17 protein-coding genes, 1 tRNA gene and 1 pseudogene are annotated in these 17,750 nt (G+C 67.4%); 10 read left to right on the top strand and 9 right to left on the bottom strand.

The features are described from left to right. Window positions 1-36 precede the first annotated feature (36 nt). From JNUCC0626_RS43930 to JNUCC0626_RS43910, 5 genes and pseudogenes are all read left to right on the top strand, one after another. Window positions 37-1,464 carry a type IV secretory system conjugative DNA transfer family protein gene (locus tag JNUCC0626_RS43930; RefSeq protein ID WP_394616523.1) on the top strand — a complete coding sequence of 476 codons (1,428 nt, stop codon included), beginning with the start codon at window positions 37-39 and terminating at the stop codon, window positions 1,462-1,464. A 97-nt stretch (window positions 1,465-1,561) separates the two neighbouring features. Then, window positions 1,562-2,125: a replication-relaxation family protein gene (locus JNUCC0626_RS43925; RefSeq protein WP_394616522.1), complete on the top strand. Its 564-nt coding sequence runs from the start codon at window positions 1,562-1,564 to the stop codon at window positions 2,123-2,125. A 6-nt stretch (window positions 2,126-2,131) separates the two neighbouring features. After that, the gene (locus tag JNUCC0626_RS43920; RefSeq protein WP_394616521.1) at window positions 2,132-2,443 is read left to right on the top strand and encodes a hypothetical protein; all 312 of its coding nucleotides are present in this window, start codon (window positions 2,132-2,134) and stop codon (window positions 2,441-2,443) included. Window positions 2,444-2,788: 345 nt separating this feature from the next. Continuing rightward, a complete protein-coding gene (locus JNUCC0626_RS43915; RefSeq protein WP_394616520.1) occupies window positions 2,789-3,076 on the top strand; it encodes a hypothetical protein in 288 nt (95 codons plus the stop codon). Next, a pseudogene (locus JNUCC0626_RS43910) lies at window positions 3,073-4,119 on the top strand (recombinase family protein); the annotation flags it as partial. The gene JNUCC0626_RS43915 and the pseudogene JNUCC0626_RS43910, both read left to right, overlap by 4 nt. Before the next feature lie 72 nt (window positions 4,120-4,191). Here JNUCC0626_RS43910 and JNUCC0626_RS43905 read toward each other — a convergent pair. The 3 genes from JNUCC0626_RS43905 to JNUCC0626_RS43895 form a co-directional block, all read right to left on the bottom strand. Then, window positions 4,192-4,536 (bottom strand): hypothetical protein, encoded by a 345-nt coding sequence (locus tag JNUCC0626_RS43905; protein ID WP_394616519.1) that lies wholly within the window; start codon window positions 4,534-4,536, stop codon window positions 4,192-4,194. A 458-nt stretch (window positions 4,537-4,994) separates the two neighbouring features. Further along, window positions 4,995-5,068, bottom strand: a tRNA-Leu gene (locus JNUCC0626_RS43900). Window positions 5,069-5,120: 52 nt separating this feature from the next. Next, window positions 5,121-5,402, bottom strand: coding sequence for a metal-sensitive transcriptional regulator (locus JNUCC0626_RS43895; RefSeq protein ID WP_382419475.1), 282 nt, complete (start codon window positions 5,400-5,402; stop codon window positions 5,121-5,123). 325 nt (window positions 5,403-5,727) lie between these two features. Between JNUCC0626_RS43895 and JNUCC0626_RS43890 the strand changes: the two genes are divergently transcribed. Next, window positions 5,728-6,069: a histone-like nucleoid-structuring protein Lsr2 gene (locus JNUCC0626_RS43890; RefSeq protein ID WP_030476951.1), complete on the top strand. Its 342-nt coding sequence runs from the start codon at window positions 5,728-5,730 to the stop codon at window positions 6,067-6,069. Window positions 6,070-6,180: 111 nt separating this feature from the next. Here the strand turns inward: JNUCC0626_RS43890 and pabB are convergent, their stop codons facing one another. From pabB to JNUCC0626_RS43875, 3 genes are all read right to left on the bottom strand, one after another. After that, entirely contained in the window at window positions 6,181-8,166 is a 1,986-nt protein-coding gene (gene pabB / locus JNUCC0626_RS43885; protein WP_394616518.1) for an aminodeoxychorismate synthase component I, read from the bottom strand. A gap of 94 nt (window positions 8,167-8,260) precedes the next feature. Next, a complete protein-coding gene (locus JNUCC0626_RS43880; RefSeq protein ID WP_394616517.1) occupies window positions 8,261-9,115 on the bottom strand; it encodes a hypothetical protein in 855 nt (284 codons plus the stop codon). Further along, window positions 9,112-9,609: a SigE family RNA polymerase sigma factor gene (locus JNUCC0626_RS43875; RefSeq protein WP_394616516.1), complete on the bottom strand. Its 498-nt coding sequence runs from the start codon at window positions 9,607-9,609 to the stop codon at window positions 9,112-9,114. The genes JNUCC0626_RS43880 and JNUCC0626_RS43875 overlap by 4 nt, the downstream gene beginning before the upstream one ends. Before the next feature lie 89 nt (window positions 9,610-9,698). On the opposite strand from JNUCC0626_RS43875, the gene JNUCC0626_RS43870 reads away from it, so the two are divergent. The 4 genes from JNUCC0626_RS43870 (at window position 9,699) to JNUCC0626_RS43855 (ending at window position 13,433) form a co-directional block, all read left to right on the top strand. Continuing rightward, the gene (locus JNUCC0626_RS43870; protein WP_394616515.1) at window positions 9,699-10,883 is read left to right on the top strand and encodes a metallophosphoesterase; all 1,185 of its coding nucleotides are present in this window, start codon (window positions 9,699-9,701) and stop codon (window positions 10,881-10,883) included. A gap of 108 nt (window positions 10,884-10,991) precedes the next feature. Continuing rightward, a complete protein-coding gene (locus tag JNUCC0626_RS43865) occupies window positions 10,992-12,158 on the top strand; it encodes a type III PLP-dependent enzyme (protein ID WP_394616514.1) in 1,167 nt (388 codons plus the stop codon). 34 nt (window positions 12,159-12,192) lie between these two features. Continuing rightward, the gene (gene speD, locus JNUCC0626_RS43860) at window positions 12,193-12,588 is read left to right on the top strand and encodes an adenosylmethionine decarboxylase (RefSeq protein ID WP_285639082.1); all 396 of its coding nucleotides are present in this window, start codon (window positions 12,193-12,195) and stop codon (window positions 12,586-12,588) included. Window positions 12,589-12,617: 29 nt separating this feature from the next. Continuing rightward, on the top strand, window positions 12,618-13,433 hold the full coding sequence (locus tag JNUCC0626_RS43855; RefSeq protein WP_394622238.1) for a spermidine synthase: 816 nt from the start codon (window positions 12,618-12,620) through the stop codon (window positions 13,431-13,433). Between the two features lie 47 nt (window positions 13,434-13,480). Here the strand turns inward: JNUCC0626_RS43855 and JNUCC0626_RS43850 are convergent, their stop codons facing one another. From JNUCC0626_RS43850 to JNUCC0626_RS43840, 3 genes are all read right to left on the bottom strand, one after another. Further along, the gene (locus JNUCC0626_RS43850; RefSeq protein ID WP_394616513.1) at window positions 13,481-15,529 is read right to left on the bottom strand and encodes a S9 family peptidase; all 2,049 of its coding nucleotides are present in this window, start codon (window positions 15,527-15,529) and stop codon (window positions 13,481-13,483) included. Window positions 15,530-15,608: 79 nt separating this feature from the next. Then, complete coding sequence (locus JNUCC0626_RS43845; RefSeq protein WP_394616512.1) at window positions 15,609-16,379, bottom strand: DUF1295 domain-containing protein; 771 nt, start codon at window positions 16,377-16,379, stop codon at window positions 15,609-15,611. Further along, the gene (locus tag JNUCC0626_RS43840) at window positions 16,376-17,602 is read right to left on the bottom strand and encodes a class I SAM-dependent methyltransferase (protein WP_394622237.1); all 1,227 of its coding nucleotides are present in this window, start codon (window positions 17,600-17,602) and stop codon (window positions 16,376-16,378) included. Before JNUCC0626_RS43840 ends, JNUCC0626_RS43845 begins: the two co-directional genes overlap by 4 nt. Window positions 17,603-17,750: the final 148 nt, after the last annotated feature.

Below are 17,750 nucleotides of genomic sequence, written 5' to 3'. Positions count from 1 at the left end.
CCTGCGAATCATCCGAACCGGAAGACGCCGAAGCTGTTGGGAGTCGCCAACGACGGCCCGCCCGACGTGATCGGGCTGCGGGTCGCCGACGCCCGCCACCACATCCACGTGCAGGGCGTGACCGGGGTGGGCAAGTCCACCTGGCTGGCCAACCACGTGCTCGCCGAGGCCGACGCCGGGCGCGGCGTCGTGTTGCTGGACTGCCAAGGAGATCTGGCCCGCCACGTGCTCGACCGGCTCCCCGCGTCCTGCGGGAACCGTCTGGTGATCCTCGATCCGACCGAGACCGAGGCACCGCCGGCGTGGAACGTGCTCGCCCCCCTCGACCGTCCCAGCGGCGAGACACCGGGACGAGACACCGAGACCGCCCAACGAGACCGCGAGACGCGGCAGCGAGACGGCGAGACCGGGCGGGAGTGGGCCGCCGAGAGCGTGGTCGGTGTGTTCCGCCGCCTCTACGCCGCTTGGTGGGGACCACGGATGGACGACGTGCTCCGCGCCGCCTGCCTGACATTGGTGCGACGGCCAGGTTCGACGCTGGCCGAGGTGATCCCGGTGCTGACGCGGCCGGAGTTCCGCCACGCCATCCTCGCCCGCTACGGCGAGCCGGAAGGGCTGGACGGCTTCTGGGAGGGCTACGACGCCCTGTCCGCGGGGCAGCGCAACCAACTCGCCGGGCCGGTGCTGTCGCGGCTGCGGTCGGTGCTGTCCCGCAGGTTCGCTCGCGATCTGCTCGGCACTGCGGCCTCCACGATCAACCTCACCGAGATCCTCGACGGTGGCATCCTCATCGCCCGGCTGCCCAAGGGCGAGATCGGCGAGCATGCTTCCCAGTTGGTCGGGTCGCTGCTGCTGTCCGGGCTGTGGTCCGCGGCCACGCGCCGTGCCGCCCTGGCGCCGGACGACCGCAGGGACGCCACCGTCGTGGTGGACGAGTGCCACAACTTCCTGCACATGCCGATCGGTGTGGATGACGCGCTGGCCGAGGCTCGCGGCTACCGGCTCTCGCTCGTGCTGGCGCATCAGCATCTCGCGCAGCTGCCGGCGGATGTGCGGGAGGCGGTGGACGCCAACGCTCGCAACAAAATTCTGTTCACCGTCTCACCGAACGACGCGACCAAACTCGCGCGGCACGTGGCGCCCTATTTCGACGAACGCGACTTGGCACGGCGTCCCGCGTTCGAGGTCCTGGCTCGCACCGTCCACCACGGACACGACGTGCCGCCCTTCACGCTCACTACAGAACCACTGCCTCCGTCGATCCCAGGCCGTGCTGAACAACTCAGGGCCGCAGCACGCAAACGGACCGGCCTGACCGCCGAGCAGCGCACCCGCGCCGCTCGCCGTCGGCACGTTGGCGCAGCGCCCCGTGTCGACCGGCTGGGGCCAGGTCAATCGGTGGGCCACTCAGCAGGCCAACCACCGGCCAGCCAACGAGCCACCTATGACTGGCCCACTGACTGACCGCCCCAACACCGACCTTTCCGCAGTACACGGCAGGAGTGGAGGAAGAGTGCGCGTCTCCCGACATTCAAGGATCCATCCACATACACCACCAAGGGTGGAGGTCGGCCCGGCAAACCGGGCCGACGTACTCAAGCAGTCGCGTGGGCTGACCGCTCGCGACGCCGAGGTGATTTCCTATCTTGCGCGGCATCAGGTGCTCACCGCGCTGCAGCTTGCCCGGCTGGTGTTCGGCTCCTACTCCCATGCCCGTTCCCGGCTCGCCGTACTGCACGAGCGCGGCGTGCTCGCCCGCTTCCGCCGCGACATCTGGCCCGGCTCCCAGCCGTGGCGTTACACCCTCGGCCCCGTCGGCGCTATCGTGCACGCCGCCGCCACCGGAGCCGCGCTGCCGCGCCCTGCCACGGTCTCCGAAACCGTGCTTCGACTCGCGCACTCCACCCACACCGAACATCGGCTCGGCGTCAACGACTTCTTCGCCACCCTGGCCGGGCACACCCGACACCAGCCCGAGTGTTCTCTGCGCGAGTGGTGGCCGGAAAACGAGATCGCCGAAACCTGCGCCGGAGTCGTCCGCCCTGACGCCTACGGTGAATACACCGCCGCCGACGGCACACTTGAGTTCTTCTACGAACACGACACCGGGACTGAGACCATCTAGACCCTGGTGGAGAAAGTCGGCAAGTACGCCGAGCTGGCCGACGCCGGCATCCGTAAGCCCGTCCTGTTCCAGCTCCCGAGCACCAGCCGCGAACGCAATTTCCATGTCGCCCTCGCACAACGCTGGCCGCACAAGGCACCCGTGCCTGTAGCAACCCTGACCAGCGACCAGCTCGCCGCGCCCGGCTTCCACATCGCGCCCGCCTCGCCGTCCATCGTGGACGCCCTGTGGCTGCCGGTCGGCCACACCCGTCGCCGCGCGCTCGCCGACCTCGCGCCACGAACCACGCGGCTGACAACTCATCTGGATGCAGCATGACCTGACCCACCTGAAGTTCCTTGCCCACGAACGTGTTCCGGACTCGCGTCGAACGCCCATCCGTCTCGCCATCAGCGAGACCGCAAGCGGGACAGCGAGACTACGACGAGACGGCCCATCTCGCCCAGGTCTCGCTGCTTGTCTCGCTTCACCGAGGGCAACAACGTCCGGACATGACCACACAGCCGGTGATCGCCGGCCCCGACGGGTGCCGAAGTGCAGTCGGGGAGTCGAGGCCCACCGGTTGGCTCGTCCTGTTCGACGCCACAACCTGGCCTGCCGAACAACCGCCCGCGACATCACGCGCACCAGGAGCGTGCTCACGGGCATCTGGAGGTGCCAACCATGGACCCCCAACCGCACGACGAGGCGAATGTTGTTCCACGGCCTCGAAAAGCACCCGATGGTGACATCGAAATCCCGTTCCCTGACATCCCTGACCAGGTCGTATGGCGGTATGATGGGACAGGAAAGCGCACGAAGAACTGGACCTTCTCCGGTCACGTGCGCTACGTGAGTGGCGCCGAAGGCGATCGTTTGCACGGCGAGCTGAACGCCGTGATCCACGACCTTCTCGACTGGGCTATGACCCAGGAACGCGCTGAACAACCCGAAGAACGGGAGGCTGCATGAACACGCCGAACAACCCCGAAATAGACCCGCCCGCACCGGCACTGGCCGCACGGTTCCCCGCGGCGCTCACTGTGGTGCCGTCCGGGCCGTCAGGGTTGTCGGACTACGCGGTCTCGCCACTCGGCATGCCGACAGCCTTGCTGCGCAACGAAGTCCGAGTCGCCTTCCTTGCTCGAACGTCCACGGACGACCAGCAGGATCCGCGCCAGTCCATGTTGCGGCAACTCGGAAACTGCAAGGCTGCCATCCCTGAGTCGTGGGTGATCGTCGCGCACTTCTACGACGTCGAGTCAGGCCGCATGGAACTCGACCAACGCGGCCGTGGTGAGAACTACGAGCGCTACGACATCCCGATCGCTCGTGACGGCGGGGTCACCGACCTGCTCGACGAAGCCACTCATCCAGGCCGCCGGTTCGATGTCGTGATCTGCGAGAGCGTCTCGCGAGTCGCCCGCCGCACTTTCGAGGGCCTCTCGATCGAACGGAAGTTGGAGCGAGTCGAGGTCCCGCTGTTCGCCTCCAACGAACCGATCACACTGGCCGGGAGTCGAGCGCAGCGAATTCTGCAGCGGCGGATCAACCAGTCGGTGGCCGAGTACGAGGTACTCAACACTCTCGAACAGTCCTGGGGTGGACTGTGCACGCACGTGCGCGAAGGCTGGAACATCGGCAAACCGCCGTACGGCTACAAGGCCAAGATCTACCGCCACCCCAACCCCACCAAGGCCGTCAAGGGTCAGACCAAGACACGGCTCGAGCCCGACGGTCTGCAGGGCGAGACCGTCACGCAGATGGCCGCGTGGCGCTATCACGAAGGTCTCGGCTACGACACCATCGCCGACCGTCTGAATGCCGACCCCGCCAAGTACCCGCCACCCGTGCCGCCCGGCAAGGTCCGGGCACGCGGGGCCTGGGGCAAGACCAGCGTCTACGAGATCCTGCGCAATCCCAAGTACACCGGCTACCAGGTGTTCAACCGCCGCGCCTCCCGCTCACGACGCGGCAAGATCAACGATCCGGTCAAGTGGGTCTGGTCCACCGAGCCTGCGCATGAACCGTTGATTCCGAAGTGGATGTTCGACGAGCTCAACGCGCGGAGGCAGGTCAAGCGGGGCTCACGCGACGGCAACGAGTTGAACAGCCACCCCGAAACCACCCGTACGTACGTGTTTCGCGGCATGGTGTTCGACTCCTGCGGACGTCGGATGTTCGGCAGCCAGCGCGGTGAGCGCGCCTACTACCTGTGCTGGCCACGCAACAACAACCGCGGACGTCCCGACAACTACCCCGACCACGCCAAGACGGTCTACATCCGCGAGAGCAAGCTGCTCGACGCGATCGCCGCGTTCTACGCCGACAGGGTCTTCGGCCCGCACCGCCGAGCCATCCTCGCCGCCGAACTCGCCACGGTCGACGACCGGCAAACCCGGGAACGACAGGCCCAGCGAGAGCGACTGCAACGCGGCATTGCCGATATCGCTCGCCGCCAGGACACCATCCTGCGTCAGGCGCAGAGCGGCGATCCCGATGACCCGTTCAGCCGAGGACTACGCCAGAGCTACAACGACCTCGAAACCGAGAAACAGGCCTCCCTGGCGGCCATCACGGAACTCGACGCCATCGACGATGCCGAGCCCGCCAAGCCCAGCGAAGAGGACGTCGACCTGATCGACGCACTCCCACAGCTACGAATCAACCTGGCCAAGGCACCCGAGAAGCTGTTGCGGAAGCTGTTCGACACCACCCAGCTGACCATCCGGCTACATCCGGACAGCAACTACGTGACTCTGACCATCAAACTGCCGGCCGACCGGCTCACTGCCATCGCCGGAGCCGCGGAAAGGATCGACGAAATGTCCCAAGACGCACAGGAGCCCGTGACCAGCACGGTCACGGGCTCCTGTGTGGACGTTGTACGTGCCCCCGGTGCGACTCGAACGCACACTGGACGGATTTTGAGTCCGCTGCCTCTGCCGATTGGGCTACGGGGGCGTAGCAGGGTGAACTCTAGCGGATCAGCCCAAGGGGTTTGTTCAGGGACCCCCTACGACTTCACCAGCCTGCCGATCGCCGCCGAAGCCTCGGCGAGCTTCTCCTCGGCCACCGAGCCACCTTCCGCCGCAGCCTGGGCCACACAATGCTTGAGGTGCTCGTCCAGCAACCCCAGCGACACGGCCTGCAGGGCCTTCGTCGCCGCGGAGATCTGGGTGAGGACGTCGATGCAGTATTCGTCGTTCTCGACCATGCGCTGGAGACCGCGGATCTGTCCCTCGATGCGGCGCAGTCGCTTGAGGTATGCGTCCTTGTCCGCGGTGTACCCGTGCATCGGCTCCTGACCTTCCCTACCCCGTGCGGGTATGTCGAGGATACCCGCACCGGTTGGCGGTGCGTTATGTGCAACCACTGCTCCGTCAGCGGGAATGGGGAAGCGTCCGGCAAGCCCAGCAACGGGCCGAAGTGAGACGACTAGCAGCACATTTTGGACCCATAACACCCGTGTGGTTTACCCCGGAAATGCCCCGACCGGGCGGTTGGGGTCACATTTTAGCGGCGAAAGGTTCGCCGTTTTTCGTCATGTGGACTATGGTGTTGTCGAAGCACGTGGTTACGTCGAGGATCCGCGTGCTATGTGAGTACCCAACGGAGGAACAGTGGCACAGCAGACCGTCGTCCAACTCATCGACGACCTCGACGGCGGAGAAGCCGACGAGACCGTGACCTTCGCACTTGACGGTGTCGAGTACGCCATCGACCTGTCGAAGGGAAATGCGGAGCGGCTTCGTGAGTCGCTGGCGGACTTCGTCGGCAAGGCTCGCCGTGCGGGCGGCCGCAAGCAGCGCAAGGGCACTGGCAAGTCCACGGTGAAGGCGACCGACAAGGCAGAGGCGCAGCGCATTCGCGACTGGGCTCGCGCGCAGGGGCACCAGATCTCGGACCGCGGTCGCATTCCGCAGAACCTGGTCGTGCAGTTCCAGGAAGCGCACGCCTCCTGACCTGCGCGAACAAGCGAGGTTTCCACACGTCGGCCGGGCCGCCGGCCGACGTGTTAACCCGTTGATCTCACCACATCCCGGTTCGTTCACACTATCCCCGGAACGCTTGGTTCATCTGTCGGGAAAGTGCGCTCCGAACAGGCGCAACACGGCAGTGGCCTTGACCGCTGTCTCCTCGAATTCCTCGTCCGGGTCGGACAGCGAGATGACCGCTCCGCCCACCCCGAAACTCACCTGGTCGGAGTTCGTGACCAGCGTTCGGATGACGATGCTGAAGTCGGCGGCTCCGTTGAGCGAGAAGTAACCGAGCGCTCCCGAGTACACCCCACGTGGACCGGCTTCCAACCCATCAAGGATCTGCATGGTCCGGATCTTCGGCGCACCGGTCATGGAACCACCGGGAAACGCGGCTCGAACACATCGGACGGCAGAACTGTCCGGCCGAAGTCGGGCCCGCACGGTGCTCACCAATTGGTGTACGGTCGCGTAGCTCTCGACGTCGAACAACCGCGTCACCTCGACCGAACCGACTTCCGCGCAGGTGCCGAGATCGTTGCGGACCAGGTCCACGATCATCAGGTTCTCCGCGCGGTCCTTCAGCGATCGCGCCAACGTTGTGCGCAACATCTCGTCGGACGCCTCATCAACGCCTCGCGGACGCGTCCCCTTGATCGGCGATGACTCGACGACGCCATCTCGGTCCACCCGGATAAATCGTTCGGGTGACGTGCTGAGCACGGAGAGGTCACCGAAACGCAGCAACGCCCCGAACGGAACGGGATTTGCGGCGCGAAGCAGCCGATAAGTGTCCCACGGGTCGAGCGAGGCACGCCACGACATCATGTTCGTCAGACAAGCCTCGTACGTCTCCCCCGCGGTGATCGCTTCCTGGCACGCGGCGATCAGCTTCAGGTAGTGCGCGCGCGGATGCCGCAACGTCACCTCGGACACCACGGGCCGGGAAGGTTCGTTCAATGGCGACATATGAGCCAGAACCCCGGAAACCTCGTCGAACCACTCGTCGTCGCTCAACGACAGCAAATAGACGCAATCATCGGCGTGGTCGAGGACGACGGCCCGGTCCGCGAAGACGAACGACGCGTCGGGCTGTTCCGCGCGGTGGGCGAAGTCGCCGCCGGTCTCCGCTTTCAACTCGTACCCGAGGTAGCCGACCCAGCCGAGCGCGAAGTCGAACGGCACGTCGGGCTGTTCCACCGCCCACCGCGCGACGTCCTCGTCGAGCCAGCCGAAGAACGAGGGGCAGGCCTGCGGAACGCCGTCGATCGTGAGCACCTGGTCCGCCACCGAGTACTGCGCGACGCGCGCGAGAGGCCCGGAGGCGTCGCCGAGGAACGAGAACCTGCCCCCGGTCCCGCTGTCCAACCAGAACGCGGCCCCAGAAGCCCCGTGGAGCGCCGCGAACGCTTCTTCCGCGTCGACGGCCACTGCGAGCTTCCGGACGTGCACAGGGCGCTTCTGAGGCGCCGGACGAACCTGAGGCGGTTCCGGAACGGCAGCGGTCCGCGTGGGCGTCAGCGCGGCGAAGTTCGCCAGCATCTCGCGACCGGCGTCCGTGCAGATCGACTCCGGGTGGAACTGAAGTCCCCACGCGGGTCTGTCCAGAGCGCGCACACCCATGAGGACGGAGTCGTCGCTCCACGCGATGGGTTCCAAGGCGGACGGCAGGTCCGTGACCGCCAACGAGTGGTAGCGCACGACGTTCAACGGCGAGGGCAGCCCTGCGAACACGTCGACGCCCGTGTGTGTAACCGGCGAAACGATTCCATGTCGCGGCACGGGCGCGGGACCGACAGTCGCGCCGTAAGACAGGCAAAGTCCTTGGTGTCCCAGACACACGCCAAGCAACGGGATCTCGGCGTGGTCGATCACCGCGCGGCAGAGGCCGAAGTCGGCGGGATTGCCAGGACGACCGGGTCCCGGCGAGATCACGACGTTGTCGAACGACCTCAGCGCGGACAGCCGGAAGCGCGGGTCGTCGTTGTGGACGACCACGGGCTCGGCGCCGTTCACCTCGGCGAGGTGCTGGAAGAGGTTGAACGTGAACGAGTCGTAGTTGTCGATGAGCAGTGTCCGCATTCCGAGGCGGCACTCTACCTGGCAAAACACCCTAAAAGAGCAACGAGAGAGGGCGGCCACAAATCGTGACCGCCCTCCGTGGACATTTCGAAACTCAGCCGCCGAGCAGGAACTTCGGGTCGGCGGCGAGAGCCGCCAGTTCCGGCCCGAAGAACGGCTGCCGGTCGAGCTGCGGATGACCGCTGTACTCGTAGTCCTCCGACTGCTTGAGCACGACCGTCCAGCCGCTGGGCGCGCGGTAGGCCGCCCAGGTCTCGGCGGGCTGGTCGGGAGGCGCCGGCACGGAGACGACTCCGACCTGCTTCCCCTCGATGTCGTAGGTCTTGCAACCGGGGCCGTTGCCGCCCTGGAACCGGTTGACCAGTTCGCACGGATCGGCGGGGAGATCCGGGTCCGGCATCGTCACGGTCACCACGAACTGACCGACGCCCTCACCTTTGCGCACCGGCACGTACGCGGTGTAGTCCCAGACCTCCGGGGTCTCGCCCTTGTTCGACGAGACCTGCGCCTGGGCGCGGAGCATGCCGACGGGGAAGTCCTGCTCCTTGTACTTCAGGTCAGGGGTCTCGTACCCGGCCGGCACGGAGCCCTTCGCCAGCTCCAGCAACTGCTTGCCCCGGTCGGCCTGCGGACCGTTGGTGGCCGTCCGGTCGGTCTGCCCGACCGGCCACTGGTCGCCCCACTGCGTGTCGGGCATCCCCGCCTTCGAACTGCTGCTCGGCCCCGCGCCCGTGATGTAGTCCTGGGCCGCCTGCGGATTCAGCGCGAACGCCGACCCGATGCCGACGCCGACCACCAGCACGGCGACGACCGCACCGGTGACGGACGCCCGCCGGTTGGAACGGGCCTTGTGCGCCTTGCTCAGCGCGATGCCCGGATCCATCGAGGGCGGCGGGCTGCTCGCCACCACCACGTCCTGGAAAGCTCGCTTGAGGTCCTCTTCGTTCATCGAACCCTCTCCTGCTCCGAGAGCAGACCGCGCAGCGTCTGCAGCCCCCGCGCGGCCTGACTCTTGACCGTTCCTTCCGAACACTTGAGGACCACGGCCGTCTGTTCGACGGACATGTCCTCCCAGTACCGCAGGACGAGGCACGCGCGTTGCTTCGGAGGCACCTTCGCCAGCGCCTCCAGCAGCACCATCCGTTCCTCGGGGTAGACGCCGGGCGGCGCGGCCACGTCCACCGCGTCGTCGGTCGCCGACTCGAACCGGAACCACCCGCGCCGCCGCTCGGACAGGAACGTCCGCACCACGATCTGCCTGGTGTAGGCGTCCAGCGCCTCGTGCCGCTCGACCCGCCGCCACGCCAGGTACAGCTTGGTGAAGGCCGTTTGCACGAGGTCTTCCGCGCGATGCCAATCGCCGCACAGCAGGTATGCCGTGCCGCGCATGGCGTCGGAACGGGCCGCGAAGTACTCCTGGAACGCGGCGTCCCGGTCACTCATCAGGTTTCCCCCTGTCTGCGATACCGGGTTAGTCACGCCACCACGGGCCTGGCGGGTTGCACGAAGTTCGCGAAACGCATACTGATGTCGTGATTTTCCTTTTGCTCCTCGGCGTCCCCGTGGCGTTGGGCCATTTGTACCTGTGGCGGCGGCTGGTCGTGGACACCACGCGCCCCCGCACGGTGGGCCGCCGGATCGGCGCGATCGCGATCGTCGGCGCGTTCCTGATGCTGATGAGCGCTCTCGTCGTCACGCGCCGGGTGCCGCCGGAGTACGGGAAGTTCTTCGCCTGGCCCGGATTCATCTGGCTCGCGGTGCTGTTCTACCTGGCGATCGCGCTCGGCATCGCGGAGATCCCGCGGCGGATCCTGCTCAAGCGCGCGGCGGCCGCGCCGGTGCCCGTCGGCGTCGGTGCCGAGGCCGTGGAACCGGTGGAGGTCGTGCCGGACCCGTCGCGGCGGCTGTTCATCGCGCGGTCGGTCGCGATCGGTTCCGGTGTCGCCGCGGGTGGTGTCGTCGGGTACGGCATGACGCAGGCGCTCGGTGACCCGCAGTTGCTGAACGTGCCGGTGACGCTGGACAAGCTGCGTCCCTCGCTGTCCGGTTTCCGGATCGCGGTGGTGAGCGACATCCACCTCGGGCCGCTGCTCGGGCGCTCGCACACCGAGCGGATCGTGCGGATGATCAACGAGCAGCAGGCCGACCTCGTCGCGATCGTCGGCGACCTGGTCGACGGCACCGTGGCCGAACTGGGCGAGGCCGCCGCGCCGTTGCGGGACCTGGTGTCGAAGCAGGGCAGCTTCTTCGTGACGGGCAACCACGAGTACTTCTCCGGGCACGAGCAGTGGATCGCGGAACTCGACCGGCTCGGCGTGAACCCGTTGCGCAACGAGGGTTTGACGGTCGCCGGCGGCATCGAGATCGTGGGCGTCAACGACGTGACCGGCAAGTCTTACGACGACGGACCGGACTTCGGCCGGGCGCTCTCGGGACGCGACCGGAACAACCCCGTCGTCCTGCTGTCGCACCAGCCCGTGCAGGTCACCGACGCCTCTTCACACGGCGTCGACCTCCAGTTGTCCGGTCATACACACGGCGGACAGATGGCACCGTTCAACTTGTTCGTGCCGCTGCAGCAACCCAGCACCGCAGGGTTGTCGAAGGTGGACAACACGTGGCTCTACACCAGTCGTGGCGCGGGTTTCTGGGGTCCGCCGGTGCGCGTCGGCGCCCCGCCGGACATCACGATGATCGAGCTGCGTTCTGCTGGGTAAATCACACTCGCCTGGACTGGCTTGCGCACTTTCGGTGTCCAGGCCGTAGAGTGGACGGCCGTGCCCGCGTGCGGAACGCGAGGCGGATGAAGGGGGACCCCTGGGGAAATGACCGAGAGCTTCGCCGTTGATCGGCGCAACGAGGCAGAGGCTCGTATTCGGCGTTTCCTGGACCAGGAGAACCCGTCGACACCGTGTCTGGTGATCGACCTCGAGACGATTCGCGCGCGCTACCAGGCAATTCACGCCGCGATGCCGTCCGTCGACATCTTCTACGCGGTCAAGTCCAACCCCGAGTCCGACGTGGTCGGCGCGCTGGTCGCGCAGGGTTCGCAGTTCGACGTGGCGTCGCCCGCGGAGATCGATCTGTGCCTGGCGCGCGGCGCCGCACCGTCGTCGATCTCCTACAGCAACCCCATCAAGAAGGCCGCCGACATCGCCTACGCGTACTCGCGCGGGGTGCGGATGTTCGTGTCGGACAGCGAACAGGACGTGCGGTTCGTCGCCGAGCACGCGCCCGGTTCGTCCGTGCTGGTGCGGATTCTCGTGCACAGCAAGGGTTCCACCTACCCGTTCGGCAACAAGTTCGGCTGCGATCCGGAGATGGCGACGGATCTCTTGCGGCTGGCGCACGGGTTGGGGCTCGTTCCTCTTGGCGTCGCGTTCCACGCCGGGTCGCAGCAGCTTTCCGTGGAGGGCTGGGACTCCGGCATCGCCGACGCCGCCCTGATCGCCGCGAAACTGCGGGCGGAGGGCATCGAGACGTCGACGGTGAACCTGGGCGGCGGGCTTCCCGCCGTGTACCAGGAGTCGACGCCGTCACTGGAGGCCTTCGCCTCCGCCATCGAGACTTCGGTGGCGCGGCACTTCGGTTCCGCGCGGCCCAGGGTGATGATCGAACCGGGCCGGGCGATCTCCGCCGAGGCCGGGATGATCCGTTCGTCGGTCGTGCTGGTGTCGCGGAAGTCCTATTCGGACGAACGCCGCTGGGTGTACATCGACATCGGCCGTTATCAAGGCCTCGCCGAGACCGAGGGCGAGGCGATCGCCTACCGGTTGCGGACCTCTCGCGACGGCGGCGAGACCGGCCCGATCGTGCTGGCGGGCCCGACGTGCGACGCGGACGACGTGATCTACCAGCACACCCGCTACGACCTGCCACTGGACCTGGTCGCGGGCGACCACGTGGACATCCTCCACGCAGGCGCCTACACCTCCTCCTATTCGTCCGTGTGCTTCAACGGCTTCCCGCCGTTGGCCACGTACTGCATCTAAGACCGTTTGCACATCACATAGTTTGGAGTGATTGATGTCCGAAGCGCCCTGTCAGACCGAGGAGACCGTCGGTTTGTTCGCGGGACAGCACGTACTTGCAGAGCTCTCGGGTGTGAGTGCCGAACTGCTCGATGACGAGCAGTTCCTGAAGCACGCCCTTGGTGAGGTTCTCACGCAGGCCGACGCAACCGTGCTGGAGGTGATCTCCAAGAAGTTCGATCCTCAAGGAGTCACCGTGCTGGCCCTGCTGTCGGAATCCCATGCGTCGATCCACACCTATCCCGAAGTGGGATCGGTGTTCGTCGACGTGTTCACCTGCGGTACCCGTGCGAAACCCGCGCTAGCCGTCCAGCTACTCGCTGACGCCCTGGGCGCCGCTCATGTGAGCACGGATCTCGTCACTCGTGGCGTCAAGGAGCATGTCGCGTGAACACGATCAACGAGCCGCTCGCCGAGGGCATGACCCGCCACTGGCGCGTGGACGAGGTGCTGGTCGACACCAAGACCGACTTCCAGCACCTGGTGATCGCCCGCACCGCCCAGGGGTTGTCGCTGTTCTGCGACGACGACCGGCAGTCGACGGAGTTCAGCCAGCTGACCTACCACGAGGCCCTGATGGTGCCGGCGCTGCTGCTGGCCGACACCGTCGAGCGCGTGCTGGTCATCGGCTCCTCCGAGGGCGTCGTGTGCCAGATGGCCGTCGAGCACGGCGCGTCGGTCGTCGACCACATCGACATCGACGAGCAGGCCGTGAAGCTGTGCGCGGAGCACCTGCCGTACGGCTACACGGTCGAGGAACTGGCTCTCGCGGAGAAGGGCGAAGGCCCCATCCGCGTGCAGTACATCGACGGGTTCGAGTACATCCGCACGACGTCGGAGAAGTACGACATCGTGCTGGTGGACCTGCCTGACGAGCGCGAGGAGGAGGCGCAGCACAACCGTCTGTACGGCGCCGACTTCCTGCGCATGTGCAAGGCGTTGCTGCGTCCCGGTGGCGTCGTCGTCAACCAGTCCGGTTGCCAGACGATGTGGCGCAACACCACGCTGATCCGCTCGTGGCAGCGGTTCAACGAGGTGTTCGACACCGTCGCGTACTACGGCTCCGACGAGCACGAGTGGGCGTACCTGTTCGGGCGCGCGGACGTCGTCGAGGACCCGACCGCGCTGATGGTCGAGCGGTTGGCGACGGCCGGGTACCAGCCGGAGTCGATCGACGACCTGGCGTTGGTGGGCAACAGCATTCCGCCGTACCGGGTGCGGCAGTCGCTGGCCTGATCGGTGTTGAACGGGGCGCTTCCTCTCGGGGAAGCGCCCCGTTTTCTTTACGCCAGTGACTGCTTGAGGAAGTCGACCTGCAGGAGCAGCAGGTTCTCGGCCACCTGTTCCTGCGGGGTCATGTGCGTGACGCCCGAGAGCGGCAGCACGGTGTGCGGGCGGCCCGCGGCCAGCAGGGCGCTCGACAGGCGCAGGGTGTGCGCGGCCACGACGTTGTCGTCGGCGAGGCCGTGGATGATCATCAACGGGCGGGAGAGCTTGCCCGCGTCGTCGATGAGCGAGTTCGTGTCGTAGACCTCGGGCTTGTCGTCCGGGTGGCCCAGGTAGCGCTCGGTGTAGTGCGTGTCGTAGAGGCGCCAGTCGGTCACCGGGGCGCCCGCGATGCCCGCGTGGAAGACGTCGGGGCGGCGCAGGACGGCCAGCGCGGACAGGTACCCGCCGTAGGACCAGCCGCGGATCGCGACCCTGGTGAGGTCGAGGTCGGGCTCGATCTTCGCCGCCGCTTCGAGGGCGTCGACCTGGTCTTCGAGCGTCGCGCCGGCGAAGTCGAACGCGATCTCGCGTTCCCACTTCGGGCCCCTGCCCGGCGTGCCGCGACCGTCCGCGACGATGACCGCGAACCCCTGGTCGGCGAGCCACTGCGAGGCCAGGAAGGCGTTCTGGGCCGAGACGACGCGCTGGGCGTGTGGGCCGCCGTACGGGTCCATGAGGACCGGCAGCTTGGTCCCCTGGACGTGACCGCTCGGCAGCAGCAGGGCGGCCCTGAGTTCCCGCTCCCCCAGCGTGAGCATGCGCGGGCTCGCCTTGATGACCGGAGTGTCGGCCCACGACTCGATCACGTGGCCGTTGACCTCAGCCCTCGCGCCATAAGTGTCCAAAGTGGCCGACACCCTGACAACCGTTCGACCGCCCCGGATCGCCGAGTGCACACCGTCCTCAGTGGACAGCCGCTCGGTCTTCTGGCCGACCTCGTAGACGTGCGTCTGCGTCGGGTCGTCCTCGGACGCGGCGATCAGGACCGAGTCGTCCTGGACGTCGAGCACCCGGCGCACCTGCAGGCCGGACGTCACCACGTCGTCGCCCACCTGGAGCGCGTACTCGTCGCCGTTCGCGACGATCCGCACGAGCCTGCCGTCCGGCGTCCAGGCCGGGGCGCCGTCGGTGACCTCGAGCCACACCGGGTCGGTCTCGACCGCGAGTTCGGTGACGGCACCCGTGTCGGGCGTCAAGGTGTAGATGCGACGGGTGCGCTGGTCCCGGGTCTGCGTGACGATCAGCGGCGCACCACCGGACGACCAGTGCACGTCGTTGAGGTAGTCGAACTCGACCAGCACCGGCACGAACGTGCCGTCCAGCGACACCACGTGCAACGACACCTCGGCGTTGGCCGTGCCCGCCGCCGGGTAGGCGATCTCGGTGGCCGCCGTGCCGGGGTTCGCCGGGTCGGCGATGTACCAGCGCTGCACCTCGGAGTTGTTGACGCGCGCGGCGATGAGACGAGTGCCGTTCGGCTCCCACCAGTACCCGCGGTATCGCGACATCTCCTCGGCCGCGATGAACTCGGCCAGCCCGAACGTGACGTCCTCACCGTCCGGCACCGCGACGGCGTAGTCCTCACCCGACGCGAGCTCGACCACCCGGAGCGTGCCGCGCGTGACGTACGCCACGCGCTGCCCGGTCGGGTCGACCCGCGGATCGATCACACCACCCCGCGTGGGCAACTCCCGGGCCGTGCCGTCGACCAGATCGGCCACGAACAGCCGCCCGGACAACGCGAACGAGGCCACCGAGGCATCCCGCGACAACGCGTACCCGACGATGCCCGCGCCGGACTCCCGAGTGCGCTCGCGGCGCGCCTTCTCCTCGGCCGGCAGGTCCTCGGGGTCGGACAGCAGCGCCGCCGGGTCGGCGAGCAACCGCTCGACCCCGGTGGAGGTGTTCAGCTCCCACAGCCCGTTCGCACGGCTCGTGGCCGTGGCCGGGCGCAGGAAGAAGACGCGGCCGCCGTCCGCCGACACCGCGAAGGTCCTCGGTGCGCCGACGGTGAACCGCTGGGTGCGCGCCTGTTGGCGCGGAAACGAGATGTCATTGCCCACCCGGCCACACTAACCCGCGCAGGCACGCGGCACCTGTGACGTGCGCCGGCGGCAGGAGTCACCCGCCGCCGGCACCCGATCAGCTCACCTTGCTCTTCGGCGGCAGCGGGAAGAACCCGCTCGTGCGCCGCACGTACTCGGCGTAGCCGGGCCGCCGCGACACGATGTCCTTCTCCAGCAACGGCTTCCCGCTGCCCTTCGCGAGCAGCCACGTCATGACCAGCGGGCCGATGATCGTCGCCGCGCCCAGCCACGAGTGCAGTGCGAACAGGTAGAGGCCCCACCACACGACCGAGTCACCGAAGTAGTTCGGATGCCTGGTGTAGCGCCACAACCCGCGGTCCATGACGGCGCCCTTGTTCGCCGGGTCCGCGCGGAACTGCGAGAGCTGCCAGTCCCCCACGGCCTCGAAGACGAAGCCGACGACCCACAGCGCGACGCCCAGGACGTCCAGCACCCCGAAAGGTGCGTCGAGGTGCTGCGCGGCCTGGACGGGGAGCGAGACGATCCACATCAGAACGGCCTGGAGCAGGTAGACCCGGTACATCCGCAGACGCGGATTTCCCTTGGCCCGCTTCAGGATGTCCTGGTAGCGCGGATCCTCGTCCTTGCCCCGGTTGCGCGAGTGGATGTGCACGCCCAGGCGCACGCCCCAGATCACCGTGAGCGCGGTGACGACCAGCTGCCGGGTCAGGTCGCCGTCCGCGAGCACCAGGGTGAGCACCGCGATCACGGCGAAGCCGGGACCCCACACCGAGTCGATGAGGTCGTAGCGCTTGCGGGAGTCCGCGTAGAGGAAGAGCCCGCTCAGCAACGCCAGGACGGCGATCAGCGTGATCAGGAAGCTCATCCGGCCACCAGCTCACGGCGCACGCGCGGCATGCCGCTGCGGCCGTTCTCGCTGCGGCGCACCGCGAGGATCTGGTCCACGCCCATCCGTCCCTCCTCGAACGTCAGCGCGCCACCCGCGAGGTACAGGCGCCAGACTCGTGCCTGGCCTTCGCCCACGAGTGCGACGACCTCGTCCCAGCGTTCTTCGAGGGTGTCGGCCCATGCGCGCACGGTCCAAACGTAGTGCTCGCGCAGCGCGTGCACATCACGGATCTCCAGTCCGGCGGCCTCCAGGAAGCCGGTCGTGGCGCTGACCGGACGCATGTGCATGTCCGGGGCCACGTAGGACTCGATGAACGCGCCGCCACCGGGTGCGTTGTGGCCCCGCGACATCTGCTGCAGCAGCAGGCGTCCCTCGGGCTTCAGCAACCGGTGCAGGGTGGCGGCGTAGGTCGGGTAGTTGCTCTCACCGACGTGTTCGCCCATCTCGATCGTGGAGATCGCGTCGAACGGCTCGTCCTGCACCTCGCGGTAGTCCTGCAGGCGCACCTCGACCCGGCCGGTGAGGCCCTCGGCCTCGATGCGCTTGAGGATGTGCGCGCGTTGCTGGGCCGAGATCGTCACACCGGTCGCGTGCACGCCGTAGTGCTTCGCCGCGTGGATGATCATCGAACCCCAGCCGCAGCCCACGTCGAGCAGGCGCATGCCCGGTTCCAGGCCGAGCTTGCGGCAGACGAGGTCGAGCTTGTTGTGCTGGGCCTGGGCCACCGGCTCGTCCGCGGAAGTGAAGTACGCGCACGAGTAGGCCATGCTCGGGTCGAGCACGAGTTGGTAGAAGTCGTTGCTCAGGTCGTAGTGGTGCGAAATGGCATCACGGTCGCGACCCTTCGAGTGCAGCGCCCCGCTCAGCCGGGCTTCCTCCTTCGGCGCGTCCGGGTTGGGCCCGAGCACCTTCAGCTTCATCGCGAGCTTCACGACCTCCGACAACTTCGGCCGGCGCGTGACGCCTCGGCGCACGAGGCCCCAGACCTGCGAGAGACCGAACGCGAGGTCGCCCTCCACGTCGAGCTCCCCGCTCACGTACGCACGCGCGAGGCCCAGCTCGTTCGGACTCCACACGAGCCGCCGCAGCGCGTCGCGGGAGCGGATCACGAGGACCGTCCCGTCCTGCGGACCCGCCACGCTCCCGTCCCACGCCCGAATTCCGATCGGCAACGGCGCGCCCAGCACCCGTTCGGCCATTCCCGCCAGCTGACCAGCGACGACCACCCTGCACCTCCTGCGTGACCTGACTCCGCCTGACGTTCGAGACAGCAAGAGGTTCGGTTCGTTTCTGAACCGAGACGCAACCCCGGCCGTATGGCCTCGATAGAGCGAACGGATGGACAAG

Origin of the sequence: Lentzea sp. JNUCC 0626 (assembly GCF_043632865.1) — a bacterium.
Lineage (GTDB): Bacteria > Actinomycetota > Actinomycetes > Mycobacteriales > Pseudonocardiaceae > Lentzea.
This window is presented reverse-complemented; position numbering and strand designations above follow the sequence as displayed.